This window comes from Kitasatospora sp. GP30, from assembly GCF_029892145.1.
Lineage (GTDB): Bacteria > Actinomycetota > Actinomycetes > Streptomycetales > Streptomycetaceae > Kitasatospora > Kitasatospora acidiphila.
Genome location: NZ_JARZAH010000013.1, coordinates 137,769 through 160,900, shown reverse-complemented (window position 1 = coordinate 160,900; position 23,132 = coordinate 137,769). Strand labels below are relative to the sequence as shown.

At 72.3% G+C, this 23,132-nt stretch carries 21 protein-coding genes; 4 read left to right on the top strand and 17 right to left on the bottom strand.

Translation table 11 applies throughout. The annotated features are described in order from the left end of the window. Position 1: 1 nt before the first annotated feature. A complete protein-coding gene (locus P3T35_RS20620) occupies positions 2–448 on the bottom strand; it encodes an Asp23/Gls24 family envelope stress response protein (RefSeq protein ID WP_280707209.1) in 447 nt (148 codons plus the stop codon). A 143-nt stretch (positions 449–591) separates the two neighbouring features. After that, positions 592–2,082 (bottom strand): MFS transporter, encoded by a 1,491-nt coding sequence (locus P3T35_RS20615; protein WP_101382836.1) that lies wholly within the window; start codon positions 2,080–2,082, stop codon positions 592–594. A 232-nt stretch (positions 2,083–2,314) separates the two neighbouring features. Between P3T35_RS20615 and P3T35_RS20610 the strand changes: the two genes are divergently transcribed. Next, positions 2,315–2,686, top strand: a complete 372-nt coding sequence (locus P3T35_RS20610) for a YciI family protein (RefSeq protein WP_101382835.1) — start codon at positions 2,315–2,317, stop codon at positions 2,684–2,686. Continuing rightward, entirely contained in the window at positions 2,683–3,894 is a 1,212-nt protein-coding gene (locus P3T35_RS20605) for a DUF6596 domain-containing protein (RefSeq protein ID WP_101382834.1), read from the top strand. The genes P3T35_RS20610 and P3T35_RS20605 overlap by 4 nt, the downstream gene beginning before the upstream one ends. 60 nt (positions 3,895–3,954) lie before the next feature. Here the strand turns inward: P3T35_RS20605 and P3T35_RS20600 are convergent, their stop codons facing one another. The 4 genes from P3T35_RS20600 to P3T35_RS20585 all read right to left on the bottom strand — a co-directional run bounded on the left by P3T35_RS20600 (position 3,955) and on the right by P3T35_RS20585 (position 8,524). Continuing rightward, positions 3,955–4,764 carry an enoyl-CoA hydratase/isomerase family protein gene (locus P3T35_RS20600; RefSeq protein ID WP_101382833.1) on the bottom strand — a complete coding sequence of 270 codons (810 nt, stop codon included), beginning with the start codon at positions 4,762–4,764 and terminating at the stop codon, positions 3,955–3,957. A 310-nt stretch (positions 4,765–5,074) separates the two neighbouring features. Beyond that, positions 5,075–5,308 carry a helix-turn-helix domain-containing protein gene (locus P3T35_RS20595; protein WP_180356646.1) on the bottom strand — a complete coding sequence of 78 codons (234 nt, stop codon included), beginning with the start codon at positions 5,306–5,308 and terminating at the stop codon, positions 5,075–5,077. Between the two features lie 448 nt (positions 5,309–5,756). Beyond that, positions 5,757–7,355, bottom strand: a complete 1,599-nt coding sequence (locus P3T35_RS20590; RefSeq protein ID WP_101382831.1) for an ABC-F family ATP-binding cassette domain-containing protein — start codon at positions 7,353–7,355, stop codon at positions 5,757–5,759. Positions 7,356–7,570: 215 nt separating this feature from the next. Further along, the gene (locus tag P3T35_RS20585; protein WP_101382830.1) at positions 7,571–8,524 is read right to left on the bottom strand and encodes a hypothetical protein; all 954 of its coding nucleotides are present in this window, start codon (positions 8,522–8,524) and stop codon (positions 7,571–7,573) included. Between the two features lie 317 nt (positions 8,525–8,841). Here P3T35_RS20585 and P3T35_RS20580 point away from each other — a divergent pair, with 317 nt between their 5' ends. Continuing rightward, a complete protein-coding gene (locus tag P3T35_RS20580; protein ID WP_107503366.1) occupies positions 8,842–10,215 on the top strand; it encodes a glycosyl hydrolase in 1,374 nt (457 codons plus the stop codon). A 35-nt stretch (positions 10,216–10,250) separates the two neighbouring features. Here the strand turns inward: P3T35_RS20580 and P3T35_RS20575 are convergent, their stop codons facing one another. From P3T35_RS20575 to P3T35_RS20535, 9 genes are all read right to left on the bottom strand, one after another. Continuing rightward, the gene (locus tag P3T35_RS20575) at positions 10,251–11,417 is read right to left on the bottom strand and encodes a GNAT family N-acetyltransferase (RefSeq protein WP_280707177.1); all 1,167 of its coding nucleotides are present in this window, start codon (positions 11,415–11,417) and stop codon (positions 10,251–10,253) included. Beyond that, positions 11,414–12,469 (bottom strand): hypothetical protein, encoded by a 1,056-nt coding sequence (locus P3T35_RS20570; RefSeq protein ID WP_107503365.1) that lies wholly within the window; start codon positions 12,467–12,469, stop codon positions 11,414–11,416. The genes P3T35_RS20575 and P3T35_RS20570 overlap by 4 nt, the downstream gene beginning before the upstream one ends. Before the next feature lies 1 nt (position 12,470). Beyond that, positions 12,471–13,595, bottom strand: coding sequence for a glycosyltransferase (locus P3T35_RS20565; protein ID WP_101382829.1), 1,125 nt, complete (start codon positions 13,593–13,595; stop codon positions 12,471–12,473). Continuing rightward, a complete protein-coding gene (locus tag P3T35_RS20560; protein WP_218976713.1) occupies positions 13,592–14,389 on the bottom strand; it encodes a polysaccharide deacetylase family protein in 798 nt (265 codons plus the stop codon). The genes P3T35_RS20565 and P3T35_RS20560 overlap by 4 nt, the downstream gene beginning before the upstream one ends. Continuing rightward, on the bottom strand, positions 14,379–16,082 hold the full coding sequence (locus P3T35_RS20555) for a lipid II flippase MurJ (protein ID WP_180356645.1): 1,704 nt from the start codon (positions 16,080–16,082) through the stop codon (positions 14,379–14,381). The genes P3T35_RS20560 and P3T35_RS20555 overlap by 11 nt, the downstream gene beginning before the upstream one ends. Beyond that, a complete protein-coding gene (locus P3T35_RS20550; RefSeq protein ID WP_101382826.1) occupies positions 16,079–17,473 on the bottom strand; it encodes an O-antigen ligase family protein in 1,395 nt (464 codons plus the stop codon). Before P3T35_RS20550 ends, P3T35_RS20555 begins: the two co-directional genes overlap by 4 nt. A 6-nt stretch (positions 17,474–17,479) precedes the next feature. Beyond that, the gene (locus tag P3T35_RS20545) at positions 17,480–19,027 is read right to left on the bottom strand and encodes a sugar transferase (RefSeq protein WP_101382825.1); all 1,548 of its coding nucleotides are present in this window, start codon (positions 19,025–19,027) and stop codon (positions 17,480–17,482) included. A gap of 402 nt (positions 19,028–19,429) precedes the next feature. Then, a complete protein-coding gene (locus P3T35_RS20540) occupies positions 19,430–20,590 on the bottom strand; it encodes a glycosyltransferase (RefSeq protein WP_101385353.1) in 1,161 nt (386 codons plus the stop codon). A gap of 290 nt (positions 20,591–20,880) precedes the next feature. Continuing rightward, positions 20,881–21,321 (bottom strand): SRPBCC family protein, encoded by a 441-nt coding sequence (locus P3T35_RS20535; protein ID WP_101382824.1) that lies wholly within the window; start codon positions 21,319–21,321, stop codon positions 20,881–20,883. A 73-nt stretch (positions 21,322–21,394) separates the two neighbouring features. On the opposite strand from P3T35_RS20535, the gene P3T35_RS20530 reads away from it, so the two are divergent. Then, positions 21,395–22,252: a HipA family kinase gene (locus P3T35_RS20530; protein WP_101382823.1), complete on the top strand. Its 858-nt coding sequence runs from the start codon at positions 21,395–21,397 to the stop codon at positions 22,250–22,252. On the opposite strand, the gene P3T35_RS20525 is transcribed toward P3T35_RS20530, so the two are convergent. Together P3T35_RS20525 and P3T35_RS20520 are read right to left on the bottom strand one after the other, a co-directional pair. Beyond that, complete coding sequence (locus tag P3T35_RS20525; protein ID WP_180356644.1) at positions 22,249–22,536, bottom strand: hypothetical protein; 288 nt, start codon at positions 22,534–22,536, stop codon at positions 22,249–22,251. The two genes, P3T35_RS20530 and P3T35_RS20525, sit on opposite strands and share 4 nt — an antisense overlap. Before the next feature lie 42 nt (positions 22,537–22,578). Further along, a complete protein-coding gene (locus tag P3T35_RS20520; RefSeq protein WP_101382822.1) occupies positions 22,579–22,998 on the bottom strand; it encodes a hypothetical protein in 420 nt (139 codons plus the stop codon). Between the last annotated feature and the right edge of the window lie 134 nt (positions 22,999–23,132).

Here is a 23,132-nt window from a genome sequence, read left to right as displayed (position 1 = left end):
GTTACTGGACCCGGCCCCGCCGTTCGGAGGAGATCAGCTCCTCTTCCTCCTCGGACTCGTCCGGCAGGTGGACGTCGTTGACCGCGATGTTGACCTCGACCACTTCGAGGCCGGTGAGCCGCTCCACCGAGCTGATGATGTTGCGCCGCACCGCGGCCGCCAGCTCGGGGATCACCGCCCCGTACTCGACGATCAGGGCGATGTCGATCGCGGTCTGCCGCTCCCCCACCTCGGCCTTGATCCCGCGCGAGACGCTGGTCCGGCCGCCGGAGGCCCGGTCCCGCATCGCGCCGAGGGTGCGGGCCAGGCCCGAGCCGAGCGCGTGGATCCCGGGCACCTCGCGAGCGGCCATGCCCGCGATCTTCTCGACGACGCCGTCGGCCATCACAGTGCGGCCGCGCTGCTCGGCTCCGGTCGGGTTGCCGTGCGGCGCGTGCGGCTTGCTCATCAGATCGGACGGTTTGGGGGTCTCGGGCATGGGGGTGCCTCCAGCGGTGTGGCTCCAGCTATACCGTAATCAGTACCAACTCTGACATTTCGCCACGGAACGTGCCCCTGGAAGGGTCCACTCGCACGCGAACAGCCTCCCGGTCACCGGACCTCCTGGTACTCCGGGAGAGCGACGGGCGTACTCCGGGTCGCCGGGCGCATGGTCAGGACGAGCACGGCCAGCCCGGCGAAGATCACCGCGGCGACCAGGGCGGTCACGTGCAGGCCGGCGGTGAAGGCGGCCCGCGCGGTGTGCAGCAGGGCCACACCCTGACCGGCCGGCAGGCGGTGGGCTGCGGCGATCGCGCCGGCCAGCGAGTCGGAGGTGCCGTGCGCCCGGTGGCGGTAGACCACCGCGGCCAGCACGCCGAGCAGCGCGAAGCCCAGCGAGCCACCGAAGTAGTTGCCCGTCTCCGACATCGACGCCGCCGAGCCGGCGCGCTCCGGCGGCACGGACCCGACCACCAGCCCGGTGCCGAGCGCGAACAGCGGGCCGGTGCCCAGCGCCAGCACGGCGATGCCGGTCATCACCAGCGGCAGTGCCCCGGCACCGTCGGCACCGACCAGCAGCAGGCCGCCCAGCGCCGACACCGCCAGCCCGCCGGCGATCGCGGTGGTCTGCTTCATCCAGCGCACCAGCTGCGGCGCGGTCATGGTGCCGATCGCCACGCCCAGACCCATCGGCGCGAACAGCACCGCCGAGGCGAGCGGCGAGTGGCCCAGCACGCCCTGCAGGTACTGGGTGACCAGCAGGCCGGTGCCGGCCATCGCGATGCCGGCGAACACCAGCGCGATGATGACGGCCGTGAACGGCCGGCTGCGGAACAGGTGAAGATCCAACAGCGGTGCCTCCAGCCGCAGTTGACGACGCACGAAGAAGGCTCCGAGGGCCGCGCCGAGGACCAGGGCCAGTGCCGGGACGGTCGGCGCGCTCACTACGGCCAGTTGCTTGACGCCGTAGAACACCAGCAGCACCGACAGCAGCGACTGCCCCACGCCGACCGGGTCCAGCCGCCCGGCCCGGTCGCTGCGGAACTCCGGCAGCAGCACCGGCCCGGCGAGCAGCAGCACCGCCATCGCCGGCACGGCGGCCAGGAACACCGACCCCCACCAGAAGTGCTGGAGCAGCAGCCCGGCGAGCACGGGCCCGAGCGCACCGCCGGTGAACTGGCAGGTCGCCCAGATCGCGATGGCCTGCCCGCGCTGCCGTTCGTCGCGGAACATGGTGGTGATCAGGGCGAGGGTGGACGGGGCCAGGGTCGCGCCGGCGACGCCCAGCATCACCCGCACGACGATCAGCATCAGCGGGCTGACCGCGAACGCGGCCAGCACCGACAGCACGGCGAACGCCGCGGCACCGATCAGGAGCAGGCGTCGGCGGCCGATCCGGTCACCGAGCGTCCCCATCGTGATGACCAGGCCGGCCACCATGAGGCCGTAGCTGTCACTGATCCACAGCTGCTGGACGCTGCCGGCCCCCAGCTCGGCGCTCAACCGCGGCAGCGCGAGCAGCAGCGCCGTCGTGTCGATCGCGACCAGCAGTGTCGGCAGGCAGAGGACGGCCAGTCCCAGCCACGCCCGGTTGGCTCGCATCTCGAAGGCTCCTGTTTCTCTCGACGTCGGCTTCTCGGATGAGTTCGCACTCTCGACGTTTCGCCGACCGGTCGGAGCGGGCGGGCGCGTCTTGACATCCCCTGCTGGGAATCCGCCGGAAACCCGGAGAAACTCGTGCGAGGTTTCCGCCGAGGGATGTCAAGACGAGGGCGGCGGCTCCGACCACCGGTCGAAGGGGCCCGGCGGGCCCGCTGACCATGAGGAGGACGAGATGCAGTTCCTGATCAGCCTGCACATCAACCCGGCCGTGCTGGACGCGTTGACCGACGAGGAGAAGGCGGCGATCGGCGGCGGCCACGGCGCGTTCATCGTGGAGCTCAAGGAGTCCGGCGAGCTGATCACCACCCAGGCGCTGGTCGACCCGTCGCAGGCCGTCGTGGTGTCCGTCGTGGGCGGCCAGCCGGTGGTGACCGACGGCCCGTTCCTGGAGGCCAAGGAGTTCCTGGGCGGCTTCTACCTGGTCGACTGCGAGAACAAGGAGCGCGCGATCGAGCTGGCGGCGCGGATTCCGGACGCCGCGATCACGGGCCTGGGCGTCGAGGTGCGGCAAGTGATGTTCGCTGACGGACAATTGGAGGCATGACAGGAGCGGACTTCGAGGGCCTGCTGCGCGAGCTCGCGCCGCAGGTCCTCGGCACCTTGGTGCGGCGGTACGGCCAGTTCGAGGGGTGCGAGGACGCCGTCCAGGAGGCGCTGCTGGCCGCCAGCGTGCAGTGGCCGGGCGAGGGCGTGCCGGACAACCCGCGCGGCTGGCTGGTGACCGTCGCGTCCCGGCGGCTCATCGACCAGTTGCGCAGCGATCACGCCCGTCGGGAGCGGGAGTCGGCGACGGCCGCCGAGGTGGCGCCCGAGGAGGTGCCGGGCACCGACGACACCCTCGTACTGCTGTTCCTGTGCTGCCATCCGACGCTGACGGCGGCCTCCCAGACCGCGCTGACGCTGCGGGCGGTCGGCGGGCTGACCACGGCCGAGATCGCCCGTGCGTTCCTGGTGCCGGAGGGCACCATGGCGGCCAGGATCAGCCGGGCCAAGCAGCGCATCAAGGCGGCCGGCAGCTCGTTCCGCCTGCCGGACGGCACGGAGCGCGAGGAGCGGCTGCGGGTCGTGCTGCAGGTGCTCTATCTGATCTTCAACGAGGGCTACACCGCCTCCTCCGGCCGGGAGTTGGACCGCGCCGACCTCGCGCGGGAGGCGATCCGGCTGACCCGGATGGTGCACGCGCAGCTGCCCGAGGACGGTGAGGTGGCCGGGCTGCTGGCCCTGATGCTGCTGACCCACGCCCGCCGGGCGGCCCGGACCACGGCAGCCGGTGACCTGGTGCCGCTGGACGAGCAGGACCGCGCCACGTGGGACCGCGCGCTGATCGACGAGGGCATACGGCTGACCAGGGCATCGCTGGCCCGGCCGGCGCTGGGGCCGTACCAGCTGCAGGCTGCGATCGCCGCCACGCACGCCGACGCGGCCACCGCCGAGGAGACCAACTGGCCGCAGGTGCACGCCCTTTACCTGGTCCTGGAGCGGATCGCACCGAACCCGATGGTCACCCTCAACCGGGCGGTCGCGCTCGCCGAGACCGCGGGCCCGGCGGCCGGGCTGGCCCTGCTGTCCACGTTGGACGGCGACGAGCGGATGGCCGGGCACCACCGGCTGCTGTCGGTGCGGGCGCACCTGCTGGAGAAGAGCGGCGACACGGCCCGCGCGTACCAGCACTACCTGCGGGCCGCGAAGGCCACCGCCAGCATCGCTGAGCAGCGCTATCTTCAGGCCCGGGCCGCCCGGGTGAGACCCTGATCTGGAGGCCCGGGCCGCCCGGGTGAGACCGTAGGTGCGGCCCGGACCGTCGCGTCGGCGTCAGTCGCCGATCCCGGCCAGGTCGCGCAGCCGGCGCGCCTGGGCCGCCCGCTCGGCGGCGATCTGCTCCTGGTAGCTGCGGTCGGCGGCGCCCTGGAGCAGCGCCTTGGTCTCGATCACCGCGTTGCGCGGCGCGGCCAGCAGGGCGGCGGCCAGGTCGCGGGCGGCGGCCTCCAGCTCGGCGGCGGGCACCACCAGGTTGGCCAGGCCCAGTTCGGCTGCCTCCTTGCCGTACACCCAGCGGCCGGTGGCGCAGATCTCCAGCGCGCGGGAGTAGCCGACCAGTTCGGTGAGCGGCTTGGTGCCGGTCAGGTCGGGGACCAGGCCGAGCGAGGTCTCGCGCATCGCGAACTGCACGTCCTCGGCGCAGACCCGCAGGTCGCAGGCGAGCGCCAACTGGAAGCCGGCGCCCACCGCGTGGCCCTGCACCGCCGCGATGGTGATCACGTCGGGGCGGCGCCACCAGCTGAAGGCGTCCTGGTAGCCGGCGATCGCGGCGTCCAGCTCCTGGTCGCTGGAGCCGGCCAGCGCAAGGAAGTTGGGCTCGCCGGGGATGCCCTCCGGGGTGAACATGGCGCGGTCGAGGCCGGCCGAGAAGGAGACGCCCTCGGCACGCAGCAGCACCACCCGGACGGTGCCGGGCAGCTCCCGCCCGATCGCGGTCAGGGCGCGCCACATCGCGGGGCTCTGGGCGTTGCGCCGCTTGGGCTGGCAGAGGGTGACCACGGCGAGTTCGCCCTCGACCTCCAGCCGGACGCCGGCCGCCTCCCAGTCGGCGGGGCTGGCAGGGGTGGGAACGGGCGCGGTCATGGGCACCTCCGGCGAGTTCAGGGCAGGCCAGGACGGGCTGCCCACGGTTCTACCGGAGAGTAACTTATTGGCCCGGGCTTCTGTAGCCCACCCGGCCGGCCCAACGAAACGAACGTTCGGTCAGCCAACGCGGAGCAGTTGAGCGAACATGACGATCGGCGGCCGGATGAGGACGCCTCCCACCCATGGCGGAGGTGCCTGTCGCGGTCGCCGATGCGTCGCGCGGAACTGACGGTCCGTCGGATCCAGTGGTGCCGCCTGGAGGGTCGTCCGCCGCTGCGGAAGCCGGCCCGTGGAATCTGACGCGTCGTCAGGATCCTGCGGCAGCGGCCGCCTTGGCCTTGCCGCGCGTGGCACCACCGCGACCCCGGAGGTTCACCCCGGTCTCGCTCAGCATGCGGTGCACGAAGCCGTACGAACGGCCGGTCTCCTCCGCCAGAGCGCGAATGCTCGCCCCGGAGTCGTACTTCTTCTTCAACTCGGCCGCGAGCTTCTCACGCGCGGCACCAGTCACCCGGCTGCCCTTTTTCAGAGTCTCGGCCACCCGTGCCTCCTCGTAGCTGTGCTCGGTCAGATTCCCATGATCACCCATCCCCTGGCTCCTGGCCACCCATTCGACAAGGTCTGTCCGGGGAAAGGAGCGCGCATGGGGCGTACCGCCAGCGCATCGGGGCGCTCACCCTGGGTGTTTGCGCCCCAGCGGGAAACGGGAGCCCAGAGAGAAAGTGCTGATCAGCCGGGTCGCCCGGGCCGAACGCGCAATGGATCCGATTAAAACGGAATCTGAGACCCCCGCATTCCCAGATCGCCTCGGCTGATGAGATCGCATCGGCCGGATGCAGGAGCGTGCGTCTACCGAAGGTGAGCGGCCGGGTTGATCGTGTGACTGCCCGGGGACCGCCGGATGAGCAACGGGCGGCCCCGGCCTGAGCCAGGACCGCCCTCGCGGAAGCAATGGACCGCCGCAGCGCGCGGCGGCCGTCGACGAAACGTCAGGCCAGCGCGACCAGGTCGTGGTAGGCCGGAGTCCACAAGTCCTCGACGCCGTCCGGCAGCAGGATGATCCGCTCCGGCTCCAGCGCGTCGACCGCGCCCTCATCGTGGGTGACCAGCACCACGGCCCCGGTGAAGGTGCGCAGCGCGCCCAGGATCTCCTCGCGGCTGGCCGGGTCCAGGTTGTTGGTGGGCTCGTCGAGCAGCAGCACATTGGCCGAGGAGACCACCAGCGAGGCCAGCGCCAGCCGGGTCTTCTCACCGCCGGAGAGCACGCCCGCCGGCTTGTCGACGTCGTCGCCGGAGAACAGGAACGAGCCGAGGATCTTGCGGATCTGCACCAGGTCGGTGTCCGGCGCGGACGAGCGCATGTTCTCCAGCACGGTGCGCTCGGGGTCCAGGGTCTCGTGCTCCTGGGCGTAGTAGCCGATCTTCAGCCCGTGGCCGGGGATCACCTCGCCGGTGTCGGGCTGCTCGACGCCCGCCAGCATCCGCAGCAGCGTGGTCTTGCCGGCGCCGTTCAGACCGAGCACGACCACCCGGGAGCCGCGGTCGATCGCCAGGTCGACATCGGTGAAGATCTCCAACGAGCCGTAGGACTTGGACAGTCCACTGGCCGTCAGCGGGGTCTTGCCGCACGGGGCCGGGTCGGGGAAGCGCAGCTTGGCGACCTTGTCGGAGGCACGCACCTGCTCCAGACCGGACAGCAGCTTCTCCGCGCGACGGGCCATGTTCTGCGCGGCGACCGTCTTGGTGGCCTTGGCGCGCATCTTGTCGGCCTGGGCGTTGAGGGTGGCGGCCTTCTTCTCGGCGTTGGCCCGCTCCCGCTTGCGGCGCTTCTCGTCGTCCTCGCGCTGCTGCTGGTACTGCTTCCAGCCCATGTTGTAGATGTCGATCGCGGAGCGGTTGGCGTCCAGGTAGAAGACCTTGTTGACGACCGTCTCGACGAGCTCGACATCGTGCGAGATCACGATGAAGCCGCCCTTGTACGTCTTCAGGAAGTCCCGCAGCCAGGCGATCGAGTCGGCGTCCAGGTGGTTGGTCGGCTCGTCGAGCAGCAGGATGTCGGCGTCGGAGAAGAGGATCCGGGCCAGCTCGACGCGGCGGCGCTGACCACCGGAGAGGGTGTGCAGCGGCTGGGAGAGGATCCGGTCCGGCAGGCCGAGCGCGGCGGCGATGGTGGCGGCCTCGGCCTCGGCGGCGTACCCGCCCTTGGTGAGGAACTCGGTCTCCAGCCTGGAGTACTTCTTCATCGCGTTGTCGCGGGTGGCGCCCTTGCCGTTCGCCATCCGCTCCTCGTTCTCGCGCATCTTCTTCAGCACGGTGTCCAGGCCGCGCGCGGAGAGGATCCGGTCGCGGGCCAGCACGTCGAGGTCGCCGGTGCGCGGGTCCTGCGGGAGGTAGCCGACCTCGCCGGAGCGGGTGACCGTACCGCCGGCCGGCAGGCCCTCGCCGGCCAGCACCTTGGTCAGCGTGGTCTTGCCGGCGCCGTTGCGCCCGACCAGGCCGATCCGGTCGCCGGGGGCCACCCGGAAGCTGGCGGACTCGATGAGGATGCGGGCACCGGCACGCAGTTCGAGGGTGTTGGCGGAAATCATGGCTGGTGGAGACTCCTGTGACGGGAAGCGGCGGACGGCAGTTCGGACGGGCGGGTGCCGCCGCTAATACAGAGCGATAACAGCCATGCGGGCCAGTCTACCGGGCACGCCGAGGGTGCCCGGATGAATTATTCAGAGCTCCCGACCGGCTGCCGGGCGCGGTACCGGTCGAGGCCGGGCCGCCGGCGCGGGGTCGGTGCGCCGGCGGCCCGCCGTCAGTGCGCGGACTGCTGGGCCGGGCTCGGGCAGCCGCCGGCCGCCGGCTCGGCCGCGAACGGCGCCGAGGCGCTGCCGCACGGGATCTCGGTGATGCCGGTGTCGGCGTCCACCACCCGGCTGCCGAGCAGCGGGCCGTCATTCAGCCGGACCCGGTGGCCGTCCAGCCGGATCAGCTCCACGGCGGGGCCGGTGTTGATCACGAAGCCGTGGTCGACCAGCTTGAAGCCGGTCACCGAGCCGGGCAGCTGCCGGCCCGAGCCGGTGGTGCCGGTGCAGGCGCGCGGCAGCAGCACCGCGTCGTCGGTGCTCACGGCGCGCTGCGGGTCGTAGAGGCAGCCGGCCTGCGGGCGGGAGTTGAACCTGAGGTCACCGTCGCGGTCGCGGAAGCCCATGGTCAGCCCCGGGGTGAGCACCTGCACCCACGGCTCCGGGCCGAGCACGGTCTGCACCGCGGAAGCCGCCCGCTCCAGCTCCAGCTCCTTGCGCTGGACATCGGTGCGCTGGGCGCCGCCCGGCTGGTCGTCGCCGTGCAGCCAATCGGACAGGCCGGGCACCGAGCGGTGCCAGCGGACCTGGTGGTCGGCGACCCGCAGCGAGGTGACCATGCCGTCGTCCCAGACCACGATCGCGCTCTGCTCCGGCGAGCCGCTCTGCCCCAGCATCGACACGTGCAGCGCGGTGGCACCGTCCCGCCGGTACGACCAAAGGAGTGAACCGGTCGACGGGTCGTAGGCCTCCAGGCCGGGACCGATCCGGAAGTCCGGAGTGACCGGGTCGGCCGACTGGGCGCTCACCGGGCTGGCCTCCGCCTTGCCGGGTGCGGAGACCTGATCTCCGAACGGCACCGGCCGGTTGGCGTGGGCTGCGGCACCGGCTCCGAGGATCAGCAGCACCGCCAGCGCGGGCAGGGCGGACCGGGGGGTCAGGGTTCGAAACGGCTTCCAGGACACCTCCGGAGGGTACCTGGCCCGTCCGTCAGCGTCAGCACGGCGGGTCTGCCCCGCGCAGTGGCGGGAGGCGAACCGGACAATCCCAGGTCGGCTCTGGGGACCCACGTCAAGCAGGCCCGACCCGATCAATATCGGTCGAATGAAGCGCTGACAATGGACCACAGCCCTGTCTATTTCCAACCGAATTGGTCCAGACACGCTGAACGTGTCCACTTTGGAGTGACATTCGGCTTTTCTAGCACCTCGTCCCCTTACTGTCTGTGTCACCGCACACACGGTGCGCGCCCGCACGCTGCGGCCGGACCAGAGGAGAGACGATGCGCATCGGCCGCGTGGCCCTGGCCGGGTCCGCACTGCTGCTACTCACCACCGCGGGCATCTCCAGCAGCACCGACCCGCTCAGCACCGCCGAGCGCGGGCTCGCGAGCGGCGCCCGCGACAGCGGTGCGGAGCCGACCTCGCGCCCCGGAGTGTCCAAGCCCAACACCCGGCGGCTCGACCACAAGGTGCCGTTCGGTGCCTTCGTCGGCTCCTGGGACAACTACATTCCGCAGATCGCGCGGATGTCGGCCTGGCTGCACGGCGCCGACATGCAGGTCGGCCACACATATCTGGCCGGAAACAACTGGAACGACGTCGAGGGCGACAACCGGGTCCTCGCGCTCTGGGCGCAGTGGCGACTGGCCGACCGCAGCCGCACCCTGGTGCTGAATGTGCCGATGCTCACACCCAACGAGGGCAACGTGCCGGACGACCAGGTGGCCTACCTGCTCGGCGAGGGCGCCCGCGGCGCGTTCGACCAGCACTACCTGCGGCTGGCCCGCAAGCTGGTGGCACTCGGCGGCGGCGACACCGTGGTCGTGCTCGGCTGGGAGATGAACGGCATCACCTACACCGGCCGCTGCCGCCCCGACCCGGCCGCCTGGAAGACCTACTGGCGGCGGATCGTCGACGTGATGCGCTCGGTGCCTGGGCAGCGCTTCCGGTTCGACTTCACCCCCAGCCGGGGCCTGGACGACATCGCCTGGACCAAGTGCTACCCGGGCGACGACGTGGTGGACATCATCGGCACCGACAGCTACGACCAGCCGTCCGGCGCCACCTTCGACGACATGGTCAACGAGCCCTACGGCCTCGAGGAGCAGGTGGAGTTCGCCGCCAAGCGCGGCAAGCCGGTCTCGTACCCGGAGTGGGGACTGTTCCGCAACGGGGACGACCCCGATTACGTCCGGCGGATGGTGGACTGGATGCGCACCCACGACACCGCCTACCAGACGGTCACCGACTACTGCCCGCACGGCTTCTGGGAGTGCCACGACAACCCGCAGGCCAGCGCCGTCTACCGGGCTCTGATGAGCGGTGACCAGGAGGCCGCGGCCGAACCCGACGACGACACCGCGGCGCGCCCGCCCCGGCCGCACCCCTCCATCGACGCCGAGACGCCGACCCGCCCACACCCGCACCCCCACCCGCACCCCGACTCGGACGACGCCCCGGCGGCGACCCGCGTCCCCTCCTCGGCCCCGAAGCCGGCGAGGCCGTCCGCGACTCCGACGGCCCCGCTGATGCCGGACCTGTCGATGCTGCCCAGCCTGCTGCCCAGCATCCCGTCCGGCCTCACCGACCTGTCCGGCCTGGTTCCCGACCTGTCCAAGCTCCCGCGGGTGAGCGTGCATCCGGGGAACGGCTGACATCGCGCCGCTGAGCCCGGGCGGACCGCCCGGGCTCAGCGGCGCAGCAGGCTCCGCAGCCGCCGGACCGGTCCGCGCAGGTGCGGCGCCAGTGCCACCCGGCTGCGGACCACGGCCAGCCGCAGGGTCAGCCTGACCGCGCACCGGCGCGGGCCGAGCAGCAGCCGCAGATTGCGTTCACGGTCCGGCCGCCACCGCTCCTTGTACGGTTCCTCACCGCGCATCAGGCTGAGCTCCGGAACTCCCGCCTGGACCGCCTCCTGCAGTGACGTCCCGAACAGCAGTCCTGCGATGTCCAGCCGCTCGCGCAACCCCGGATGGGCGCCGTACAGGTAGAGCCCGGCGAGCCTGGGGCAGAGCATCAGCAGGTCCACCGCCATCAGCTCACCGCCGAGGTAGTAGCGGTAGACCACCGCCTGGCCGGACCGCGCCAGCCGCCCCGTCGACTCCACCAGGTGCGCCCGGAAGCGCTCGCTCAGGTGCTCGGGGGTGACGCGGCGGCTCTGCCACTGCAAGGTGTGCAGGCGCAGCAGGTCCGCCATCGCCGCGCCGGCCTCGGCGTCCGGCACCCGGTGCGCCTCGACGCCGGTGTCCGCCAGCTTGCGCTGCTTCGCCCGGCTGCGCTGGGCGGTCCGCCCGGGCAGCCGGGCCATGAGCTGCTCCATCGGCACGGCGGGAAGGTACTGGCACACCGAGTCCGCCAGTTGGTGCCGCCGCCCGGTCCAGGCGGCGTACAGCAGGTGCGCGGCCGAGCCGGCCCGCACCTCGCGCAGCTCCAGCGCCTGCCACGGCCGGCGCACCGGCAGCGCGGCGGCCAGCCGGCTGGCCGCCTCGGCGGCGTGCTCGTCGTCCAGCAGCACATCGGTGTAGTCGATCAGGCCGCCGCCGAGCCCGGTGAGCGTGCCGGTGCGGCCGCGGTGCAGGGCGACGGCCCCGACCAGCACGCCCTCCCGGCGCACCAGCACCACCCGCAGGGCGCCGGGCCGGCCGTACGCGCGCCACCAGGACGCCTGCCAGCCGGCCGCCTGGAACGGCGTGGCGCTGCGGCAGCGGGCGGCCAACGCGTCCCACTCCTCGGCCAGTTCGTCCAGCGCGGTGTCGTCGCAGCGCAGTTCGGTCTGCCAGTCGGTCGCCGAGCGGGTCGGTTCGGACAGCGGCAGCGGGCGGCGGCGCAGCGGGTGCGGCGGGTGCAGCGAGGTCACGGCGTTCTCCCAGCCGGCTCCTCGGTCCGCGTGGCGGGCTCGTCCTCCCGGGCCGCCGGCTCGTCCTGCTTCGCGGCCGGTTTGGCCTCCTTGGCGCTCGGCTTGGTCTCCTTCGCGCTCGGCCTGCCGGCGTGCCTGCCCGACGGCCGGACCGCCGGCTTCGCGCTGCCGGCCTGCTGCCCGGCCGGCTTCGCGGCGGCGGGCTGCGGCTGCTGGGCCGGCTGCTCGTCCTTGGCCGGTTGCTCCTTCGCCGCCTGCTCCTTCGCCGCTTGCTCCCTGACCGGTTGTTCCTTGATCAGTTGTTCTTTGACCGGTTGTTCCTTCGCCGGGTGCTCCTTGACCAGCTGTTCCTTCGCCGGCTGGTCCTTGGCCCGTTGTTCCTTGGCCGGCGCCGGGACCACGGGAGTCTCGAGTGCCGGTGCCGGGAGCACGGCCGCCACCGGCGCCGGGGCCGGCACCGCGGTGGCGGGCTCGGGGGTCACCGGTGTGCCGTCCGCGGACCGCCGACGGACCATCAGCGCCAGCGAACCGAGCAGCACCCCGGCGGCGGCGCCGACCGCGACGTCCAGCGCGCCGGTGGGGCTGGTCGGCTTGTCGGGAGCGGCGGCGGGCGCCAGCGGGACCAGACGCACCCCGGTGTCCCTGCTGGTGCCGTTGGCGAAGGCGATCAGCGCCCGCGCCACCGCGTCGGCCGTCCGCACCGCGTCCTTGGGGCGCGTGCCGGTGCCGTCGATCTCGATCACCGGGGCATCGGGCGAGGTGGTGGCGCTCACCAGGCTGGTCAGTTCGGCCGGGGTCTGCCCGGCGTCGCCGGCGGCCAGCGCCAGCACCTGCGGCTGACCGGCCAGACGCCCGTACGCCTGAGCGAAGTTGACCGCCTGGGTGGCCTCGGTGGCGGTCTCCGGGACCACCACCACATAGGAGTTGGCCGTGTACTGGGGCGTTGCCATGACGGCGTAGCCGCCGCCGGCCAGCGCGCCCAGCGGCACGGCCGCGACCAGTGGCCACAGGCGGCGAACCGAGCCGTGGATGAGGTGTGTCCGGTCGAACATCTCAGATCTCCCTCTCGGCCAGGGCCGGCGCCCCGCGCCGACCGAGCCGCTGGTACAGCTCACCCAGGCGGGCCGCTGTGTGGACGATGTCGTAGTGGGCCACGGCTGGCGGGCGCGGCAGCGGGCCGACCGGTCGGGCGGTGGCGAGGTCGAGCAGCGCCTCGCGGTAGGCGTCGGCCGTCGAGGGCAGCTTCCGGGCGCCGGGGGCCGCGTCGGCGGGTAGTTCCTCCAGGGCCGGGCAGCCGCTGTGCAGCACCGGCAGCCCCGCCGCCAGCCCCTCCAGGACGGCCAGCCCGAAGGTCTCCTCCTCCGAAGGCGCGGCCAGCACGTCCATGGCGGTCAACAGCTCGGGCACATCGGCCCGTTCACCGCTGAGGACGGCTCGCGGGCCGGCCGTTCGGGCCAGCCGGTTGCGTTCCGGGCCCTCCCCCACCACCAGCAGCCGCACCTGGTCCGGCAGTCGGGTCAGCGCCTCGGCCAGCACCTCGAAGCGCTTGCCGGGGACCAGCCTGCCGACCGCGCCGACCACGAACGCCTGTTCGGGCAGCCCGAGTTCGCTGCGCAGCCGGGCCCGCAGCGCGGACCGCTCGGGCTCGTCGTGCCGCAGCCGGCCGGCCTCGATGCCGTTCGGCAGCACCGCCACCCGCTGCCCGGGCACGCCCCAGTCGGCGAGGGTGCCGGCGACCTGCCGGGACACGGCCACCGTGGTGCTACCGAGCCGTTCCGCCGCCAGGTAGAGGGACTTGACGCCGGCGCTGACCGGTCGGCCCTCGATGGTCCCGGCATGCAGCGAGTGCTCGGTGGCCAGCACCACCCGGACTCCGGCCAACCGGGCGGCGAGACGGCCGTAGAGCCCGGCCCGGTAGAGGTGGGTGTGCACCGCGTCGTAACGACCGTGCCGGATCAGCCGGATGAGCCGGGGCAGCACCCCGAGGTCGCGGTTGCCGCGCATCGCCAGGTGGTGCACCCGGACACCGTCCGCACGCAGCGCCGCCGCTACGCTGCCGGGGTTGCTGAGAGTGGCCACCTCGCAGTCGATGCCGGGCGGCAAGTGGCGGATCGTCAGCAGCAGTTGCTGTTCGGCCCCGCCGGCCGCCAGGCCCGTGATGATGTGCAGCACTCTCATTCGGCCGCCCCCCGTCTGCGCAGGTCGGCAATGACCTCGCGCAGCCCGTGTCGCCCGCGCTTGGCGCGCAGCCGCCAGGCCCCGTCCCGGTCGCCGACGTAGCAGCGGGGCAGGGCGTAGCGGCCGGCCAGCGCACTGTGCCGGATCGCCACCGCGTAGTCGTAGCCGGCCCGTTGGACCGCCCGGATGGCGGCGGCGTCCACTGCGCCGTACGGGTAGCAGAAGCCGCGCACCGGCTCGCCGAGCAGCTCGGTCAGCAGCGTCCGGCTGCCCTCCACCTCGGCCCGCAGCACTCCGGGCGGCACTTCGGGCAGCGCCAGGTGGCTCATCCCGTGCGAGCCGATCTCCCATCCTGCGGCAGCCAGTTCACATACCTGACGTTCCGTCAGAAGGGGCTTGCGCGGCCCGTCGGCGTCCCAGCAGTTGACGTCGCCGAGTCGTTCGGTGACCACGAAGGCGGTGGCCGTGAAGCCGTGTTCGGAGAGCACCGGAACCACGTGCCCGGCGAAGTCGGCGTAGCCGTCGTCGAAGGTCAGGCCGACCAGCCGCTCGCGCCGGCCGGCCGCCCGGGCGGCGAGCAGCTCGCGCACGCTCACGCCGCGCCAGCCGCGCACGGCCAGCCAGCGCATCTGCTGGGCGAACCGCCCGGGGCTGACGGTGAGCAGGTACGGATCCTCCTCCTCGTCAGCCACCGAGTGGTACATCAGGATCCACGGCATCGCTGGTCGGCGACCGTTCCCGGAGGGACCGCCCTGTTGGGGCAGATACGTGCGGCCCGTGAGTTCAGCGACCATCGCGCAGCGTTCCTTCCTGCAGACGTGGCGCCGGCCCGGGGCCCTCGGGGCCCCTGTTCAGGCGCAGCAGAGCCCGCACCCGATTGGCCGGGCCGGTCAGCTCGCGCGCGCCGAGCAGCGCGCCGAGCACGAGGTAGGCCGCCAGCACGGCGGCGCCGCCGGCCAGCACCGCCGGCAGGCCGGTGCCGACCGCGTCGCAGGCGGCGAGGCCGGCCGCGGTGGCACCGGCGGCGGCCAGGATCAGGCGGGCCTGGCCGATCAGCACCCGGCGGGTGCGCAGCGCGATCCCGCGCAGCGCCAGGCCGCGCAGCAGCAGCACGGCGGTGGTGGTGATGCCCGCCGCATTGCCGGCCGCCACGCCGAGCGCCCCGAACCGGGCCGCGCAGGCCAGGCCGACCAGCGTGGTGACGGCCAGGCCGAGCACCATCGCGGCCACCGGGAACCAGTCGAACAGCCGCCCGCCGCCGTCGTCGTCGCGCGGGTCGTCGGCCCGCCGCACCGCCGGGCGCATCGAGAAGAACGGCCGGACCATCACCCCGATCAGGGCCTGGGCGAGCAGGCCGAAGCTGTAGACCCGGATCACCTGGGCGGTGGCGGCGGTGTCGGCGGAGCCGAACGCGCCGCGCTGGAAGAGCAGATCGACCACGGCGGGCGCGCAGGCGAACAGGAAGGCCATGCCCGCCAGCACCACGGCCGCCGCGTGGCCGAGGTCCTTCTCCACCCGGTCCCGGGCCGCGGTCAGGTCGCCGGCGGCCAGCGCCCTGGCCACCAGCGGAAAGGTCACGGTGCAGATCAGGATGGCGGTGGTCATGGCGAGTTGGGAGACCTTGGCCGCGTAGTTGAGGTGCGAGATGGTGCCGGGCGGCAGCGCCGAGCCGAGGTAGCGCTCGATGAAGACCTGGGACTGCCGGGTCAGGGTGAACGCCGCAACCGGCAGCAGCGCCAGGGGACTCAGCAGCAGCGGGCGGCCGCCGCCGTCCTTGCCGCGGTGGCCGGCCCGGCCGCGGTGCAGCATCCTGGCGAACGGCCCGACCAGCACACCGGCCATCAGCAGGCTGCCGAACGCCACTCCGAGCGCGGCCGACCGCACGCCGAGCAGGCTGTGGCAGACCGCCAGGACCGCCAGGATGCCCACGTTGTAGGCGACGTAGATGGCGGCCGGCGCGCTGAACCGGTGGTGGGCCCGCAGCGCCGCGGCGAAGTAGCCGGCCAGCCCGAACGGCACGATGGTGACGGCGGTGAACCGGGTGCAGGTCACCGCCAGCCGCGGACTGGCGAGCCCCGGGGCCAGCACGTGCACCAGCTGCGGCGCCCACAGCATGGTGGCGCCGGAGAGGCCGCAGAGCGCGGCGATCAGCCAGGGCAGGGTGGTACCGGTCAGCTGCCGCACCGGGTCGGGCCCGTCGGGCCGTTCCTCGCGCAGCACCAGGGCCAGGCTGAACGCGGGCACCATGAGGAAGGACATGGCGTCCTCGATCAGCAGCGGCGCGGCGGTCTCCGGCACCGTCCAGGACACCAGGAAGGCGTCGGTGCCCTCGTCGGCGCCGAAGTACCGGGCGAGCAGCAGGTCGCGTAGCAGCCCGAGCCCGGAGCCGGCCGCGCTGAGCACCGCGGTGATGCCGAACGCCTTTGCCAGGAAGGATGGTTGACGGTCGGCCTGAGGTGCCGCGGCCAGCCGTTCGGTGGTGGTCACGCAGTCGCCTCCAGGGCCGGCGCACGGTCCTGCCCCGCCTGGTCGGCGGGCAGTGCCGACCACGCGGCCAGGCCCAGGATCACCGAGGTGAGCACGGTGGTGGTGCCGCCGATGTCGGCGTAGAGGAAGTCCACCAGCACCCAGCAGAGCAGGCCGGCCACGACCGGTCCGGCCGGACCGCGGCAGCGCAGGCAGCCGAGCAGCAGCGCCAGGAACAGCGCGCCGTAGGCGGTGAAGCCGAGCAGCCCCTGGTCGCTGAGCACCAGGAAGTACATGTTGTGCGGGGAGAGCAGCGGTTCGCGCTGGAAGCCGGAGCCGGCGCCGGCCGTGTCACTGCCGGACGAGAGCCGCAACGGGGCGTGCGAGTCACGCAGTTGGTAAAAGCTCTTCGGTCCGGCACCGGTGGCCGGGTGGTCGGCCCAGATGGCGCGGGCGGTGGCCCACAGGTCGTAGCGGTCGCTGACCGAGTGGTCCTCGTTACCGCCGGAGACCGTGCCGATGCTGCTGAGGCGCTGGGCGATCCCGCCGTCGCCCGCGCCCAGGGCGCCCGCGCCGGAGGCACCCGTGCCCAACGCGCCGAACAGCACGACGGCCGCGGCCAGTCCGACCCCGGCCCAGCGCAGCGCCAGCCTGGCATCCGCCTTGAGCAGCAGTACGGTGACACCGACGGCGGTGGCGATCCAGCTGCCCCGGCTGAACGAGACCGCCAGCGGGAACGCCAGGAACGCGGCCGACGCCAGCAACGTCCTTCTGAGCCACACTCTCTGATGTTCAATCAGTCCGAGCCCCAACGCCGCGAGCAGTCCGAAGCTGACCACACCGGACATCGCCATCACGTCCAGCACCCCGAACGTGCCGACGGCGCGGATCGGTTGGCCGGTGTAGGAGGCGCCGGTCCTGGTGAGGTACTGCTCGGCACCCACCGCGCCCTCGATCAGCGCGGCCAGCACGAACGAGCCGAGCACCAGCCGCAGATCGGTGCGGTCGCGCAGCGCGGCCAGCACCGCGAGCGGCACCAGCACGAAGATCTGCTCCTGCCGGACGAAGCCGCTGACGCTGAGCTGCGGATCGACCGAGGTGATCGTGGCCACCGCACCGGCCACCGTGACGGCGCCGAACAGCACGGCGACCGGGCGGCTCAGCTCGATCCGCCGCCCCCGCACCAGGTCGACGGCGAGCAGCAGGACCAGCAGACCCGACGCGACGTCGGCCGCCGTGATGTGGACGGCGGCCGACACGTCCTTCTCGCCGGTCGGCACGCAGACCAGCAGGATGGTCGCGGCGGCGACCAGGCTGGGCCGCCGCAGCAGCCCCACCGCCGGATGCGCCGACCCGCGGACCCACGCGGGGCGTTGCGCGACCGGGGCGCGGTAGGGCAGGGACAGGACCACGGCGTGTCAGCTCCCGTCGGGTCGGAGCATCAGGGCCGCGGTGCGCAGCAGGATCTTGACGTCCTGCCACAGGCTCCAGCTCTCGATGTAGCGGTTGTCGAAGCGGGCCCGGTCCTCGATCGAGGTGTCCCCGCGCAGCCCGTGCACCTGGGCCAGGCCGGTCAGCCCGACCGGCACCCGGTGCCGGTCGGCGTACTCCGGGTCGGTCTTGCTGAACCGCATGACGAAGTAGGGCCGTTCGGGGCGCGGCCCGACCAGCGTCATGTCGCCGCGCAGCACGTTCCACAGCTGCGGCAGCTCGTCCAGCGAGCTGCGGCGCAGCAGACGGCCGATCCGGCTCATCCGCTCGTCCTGCGCGATGTTCCAGTGGGTGGCCGACTCGTGCTCGTTGGCGGGGCGAAGGGTGCGGAACTTCAGCAGCGTGAAGCCCTGGCCGTCGAGGCCGGTGCGCTGCTGGCGGAAGAGCACGCCCGGGCCGGTGTCCAGCCGCACGGCGAGTGCGCAGACGGCCAGCACCGGCGAGATCAGCAGCAGGCCGGTGCCGGCGGCGAGCACGTCCAGCGCCCGCTTGGCCATCCAGCCGGGCCGGCGCATCGCCGGCCGGGGCAGCCGCAGACAGGGGTACCCCCAGAGGTGGTCGACGCCGCCGCGCAGGCCGACGGCCAGCCCGCCGTGCTCGCGCAGCCCGGGAACCAGCCAGACCTGGCAGCCGAGCCGGACCGCGGCGCGCAGGGTGGCGACCGTCTCCTGGTCGTCGGTGGACTCGGCGGTGACCAGCACCCGTCGTACCCCGTACCGCCGCACCGCGCGGGCGAGCATCGCGCGCCCGCCGAGCACCGGCACCGGGGAGTCGGCCGGCAGCCGGACCGGATCCGGGTCGAGGAAGCCGACCGGCCGCATCCCGTACTCCGCCCGGTCGCGCAGCGCGGCGGCGACCCGCTGGCCGAGCGCCCCGGCGCCGAGCAGCAGCACGGGCACCGGCCGACGGCGGTGGATCCGGCGGAACAGCCCGTAGAGCACGCTGCGGCCGAGCAGGGCCGACAGCACCAGCACGCCGAGCAGCAGCAGCAGTCGGATCCCGCCGGACGGGCCGCCGATCGGCCAGGGCGCGGGCAGGCAGAGGGCCGGCAGGCAGAAGGCGGGCAGGCACGCGCCCAGGGTGACCGCGAAGGCCAGCGCGACGGCGGCCCGCCCGAGCAGGGTGGGGAGTTCGTCCAGCGCCGAGGGCGTCATCCGGGTGCGGTAGAGGCCGGCGGCGAGGTTGAGCGGGAGTAGCACCGGCAGCACGATGGCCGCGTCGGCGAACGGGCGGCCCGGGTCGACGGCGCAGCAGACCGACCCCGCGGCGACCGCCAGCAGGTCGACCACGAGCAGGCCGGCGGGCAGCGCAGCCCGGGAGCCCAGCCGCCGGCGGTGCCGCCGCCCGAGCTGCGCACCGGGGCGGGTGCGGGACAGCGTGGGCCGGTTGGTCCGGTCGAGGAGCTCGGTCCCGAGCCACCGACCGCCGGCCCCGGGTTGCCCCGGCCTCGGCACACTCTCGTGGTCAATGGTCATCTGCTCACGAACTCCCCTGGTGTGATGGGCGGCGCTCGTTCCATTCGCACAAGGGTCCGAGGCGAAATCGCGTACGCCATGTCGCGTGCCAGGTCGCACGCCGTTCCGCACGACGTGTTGCACGCTGTCTCGCACGTTCTCCCGCACTTTTCTCGCACTTTGGGAACGAAGCAGGCAAAGTCAGACGCTACCGAACGTGAGCCGGATTTCCGGAAGCTGACTTGCCATCATCATTCTGCTTGCCCATTAATATGAATAACCGATCTGATTCCGAGCCAGACTCGGCGCGGGCCGTCACCCCGACCCTCCGACCCGGGTTCGCCAACCGCCAATCGCGGTGGTGGGTCCGGAATCTGTGAAGGCCCGGTGGGGATCTCGTCGGCTTCACTGCCTGAGAAACGATCAGCTGCGCGCGGGGACACGGGAAGTCACGTGGTCGGACTCGATCGACTCGATCGACTCCTGGTAGAGCTTCGACACTCGCGCGATCACTGTCGAAATGTCGTGCCGCTCGCGCACCCAGGCCCGGGCCGCCGCCCCGCGCCTGGCGCACTCCAGTGGATCGGCCAGCGCCGCCGCCAGCGCGTTGGTGAGGGCCGCCGGGTCGTTCGCCGGGATCAGCCCCACCTGGTGGTCGTCCGGCGGCAGCTGCTCGCGGGCCCCGGGGACGTCGGTGAGCAGCACCGGCCGGCCCGTCGCCATCGCCTCCAGTGGCGCCAGGGCCATGCCCTCCCAGCGCGACGGGAGCACCACCAGGTCCGCCGCCGCCAGCCACGGGCGCGGATCCGGCACATCGCCGGTCAGCCGCACCCGGTACGGCTCCGGCAGCGCCCGCGCCTGGGCCGCCAGCACCGGCGCGTCCGGCCCGCCGCCGACCAGTGCCAGTCGGGCCCCGGGCACCCGTCGCGCCACCGCCGGCCAGGCTGCCAGCAGCAGGTCCTGGCCCTTCTGGCGGCAGAGCCGCCCGACGCAGACGGCCAGCGGTTCATTCAGGTCCAGGCCGAGCGAGAGGCGGGCGGCGCGGCGCTCGGCGTGTTCGGCGAGGGTGTAGTGGGTCAGGTCGACGCCGTTGGGGATGACGGTGTAGTCGGCATTAATACTGGCCATTAGGCCGTCGGCGCGCTCCTGCTCGCTGACGCAGAGCACGCTGGTCGCCCAGCGCGTCGCGTACCGCTCCCAGCGGGTGCTGGCATCCGCCAACACGCCGGTTGCGGCGGCGAAGGACCAGGCATGCGGCTGGAAGACGGTGGGGACCCGCCCGCGCACCGCCAACCGCCCCGCCAGGCCAGCCTTGGCGCTGTGCAGGTGGACGACGTCCGGGCCGGCTTGGCGCACCAGCCGGCGCAGCGCCGCCGCCTCGGTGAGCACCGACGGCCCCGGCGAGCGACGGGCCGGCCAGTCGAGCAGCTCCGCCCCGGCGGCCATCGCCTCGCGCGAGAGCCGACCGGTCGACGGGCAGGCGAGCACCACCCGGTGACCCGCGGCGCGCTGCCCGCGTACCAGGTCGGTCACCACCCGCGCGACGCCGCCGTCCACCGGCTGGGATACATGAAGGATCGTCAGATGCACGGCGGCGAGCCTAAGGTGACGGAGCGCTACGCATCGTGCACCGTCACCCCGGGGTGGCCGGGGTCCACTCGTACGGGGTGGTCGCTCGCACGGGTGTCCCGGGCGCCCTGAGTGTCCGGGTGTCCCGGGCGTCCGGGTGTCCCGGGCGTCCGGGTGTCCTGGGTGCGGTTAATACTGCCGATTAGTTAATGCCGACCATTAGTTAATGCTGCTCATTAGTAATGCCGCCCATTACTTCAGGTGGCCGGCATCAGCTAATGCTGCCCATTACTTAATGCCGGCCATTACTTCAGGTGGTCGGCGAGGCGGGCCAGCACCTCGTCGTGGATCCGGTTGAGGCCCTTGGGTGCGAAGGTGCGCTCGAAGAAGCCGCCGATACCTGTGGCGCCCTGCCAGGTGGTGTCGATCGCCACGGTGGTCTGCCCGGCGCCCGCCGCCGTCACCGTCCAGGTGATCACCATCGAGGAGTTGCCGTCAGACTCCACCAGAGTGCCCGGCTTGGGCGCGCTGACCGTGAACAGGCAGTCGCGGACCCGCTTCTCCGTCGCCTGCAGCTTCCAGTGCACCTGGGTGCCCGCGCCGATCCCGCCGGCCCGTACCTCGTACTCGCTGTACTGCGTGGGCAGCAGCTGCGGGCGGACGGTGTTGTAGTCGGCGATCGCCTCGTACACCTGCTCGGGCGTGGCGGAGTACGTCCGCTCGGTACGGGCGTGGACCTGGGCCATGGCGCTCTGCTCCTCGTGGTTGACGGCGGGCCCCCTGGGCCCGCGTGGCGGTGCCAAGCTTAGGCTGGTCCCTGTGCTGAACCAGGTGAAGGCCCTCCACTACCTGACCCCGCTGCGCGCCGGCGGTTCGGTTCCCGCCGTCATCGAGACCGACGACCTCGGCACGTACGTGGTGAAGTTCGCCGGCGCCGCCCAAGGGCGCAAGGCGCTGGTGGCCGAGGTCATCGTGGGCGAGCTGGCACGGCGGTTGGGGCTTCGAGTGCCGGAGCTGGTGGTCGTCGACTTCGACCCGGCGGTGGCCGCGCACGAGCCGGACACGGAGATCCAGGACCTGCTACAGGCGAGCGCCGGGCTGAACTTGGGGATGGACTACCTGCCGGGGTCGACGGATTTCCGCCCTGGGCAGGCGGTTCCGATGTCGCCGCTGGAGGCGGGTGCGGTGGTGTGGTTGGACGCGCTGACCGCCAATGTGGACCGCACCCGGGCCAACCCCAACATGGTGGTCTGGCATGGCAAGTTGTGGCTGATCGACAACGGGGCGGGGCTGGTCTTCCACCACCGCTGGTCGACGGCACTGACGGCCGTGGACCGGGCGTACGACATGAGCAACCATGCGCTGGGCGGCTACTCGCCCGATGTCGCGGGCGCGGACCGGGAGTTGGCGGGCCGGGTGACAGAGCAGCTGGTGCGCGAGGTGGTTGCGATGGTGCCGGGCGAGTGGCTGGAGTTGGAGGACTTCGCTTCACTCGACATCGTGCGCGAGGCGTACGTTCGCCACCTGGTCGCGCGGGTGGCGGTGTCGGACCGGTGGCTGCCACGGGAGTTCGCGAGTGACGAGCAGCTGCGAGCGGCGGAGGCGGCGGCAAGGGCGCGCAGCCAGGCGGGGCGGCCGGCCTGGCTGCAGCAAGTGCCGGATCTGCACGGGCGTTAGGGCGCCTCTCGCTCTGCGTTCTGACACCGCGCGCATCGACAGGCCGGGTACTCCATGCCGAGCGGGCGCGTGTACGGCTCGCCGTTGCGGACGACCTGGGTGCCGAGCACGACCGTGGTGCCGTCGGCGGCGATCCGGTCTCCCGCCCCCGGCGACACCGGGAACGGCGGCGGATGGTGGTCAACGTAATTCCCGGCGACAAGCTCGTCCATGGCATCGAGGTTGCCCGCGCCAATCTCCGCATAGCGGCGCCGAACCAGTGCCTTGTTGTCATCAGTGGACATAGCAGAAAGTCTTCCCACTCAAGCCCCGCCGGTCGGCCCGGTTCAGATGAATGGTCCGCTGAGTACCTCGTACTCGCAAGAGGTGCCGATGGCGTACTGCTTCGAGTACTCGCTCTCCTGCCCCACCTGAGTGGCGAGCCACTCATCCGGCCCCGGATCGAGATCGAGCACGCACCGCTCGTCCGTGCAGTCCAGCTTCAGCCCATCCGAGAGGACGAAGTACGAGTACTGCCTGCTGCACGGGAACTCGTATTCGTAGACGCCCCCGACCGTGATCTGTACGAGGCGCCAATCGTTGCCGGCTGCTCCGTCCATCGCCTGGATGTCGAACGTCGCGGCCCACCCGGCGCTGGGTCCCCGGGGGATGTGCAGTCGAATTCCGGTGATCACGCCGTCTTCGAAGTAGGAGAACCTCTCAAGGAACTGGCTTTGATCACGGGAGGAGATTGCTGTGGCGTTCATCAGATGTTCCCCTATGGAGTGGGCTGCCTAAGTCCAGGCCAGTGCCACGTCCGATCCCGCAGTCTCGTATTGTCACAGGAGCGGCCGAAGCCAGTTGCGTTGGCTTCGGCCGCCCCTCGCAGTGTGCGCTTTGG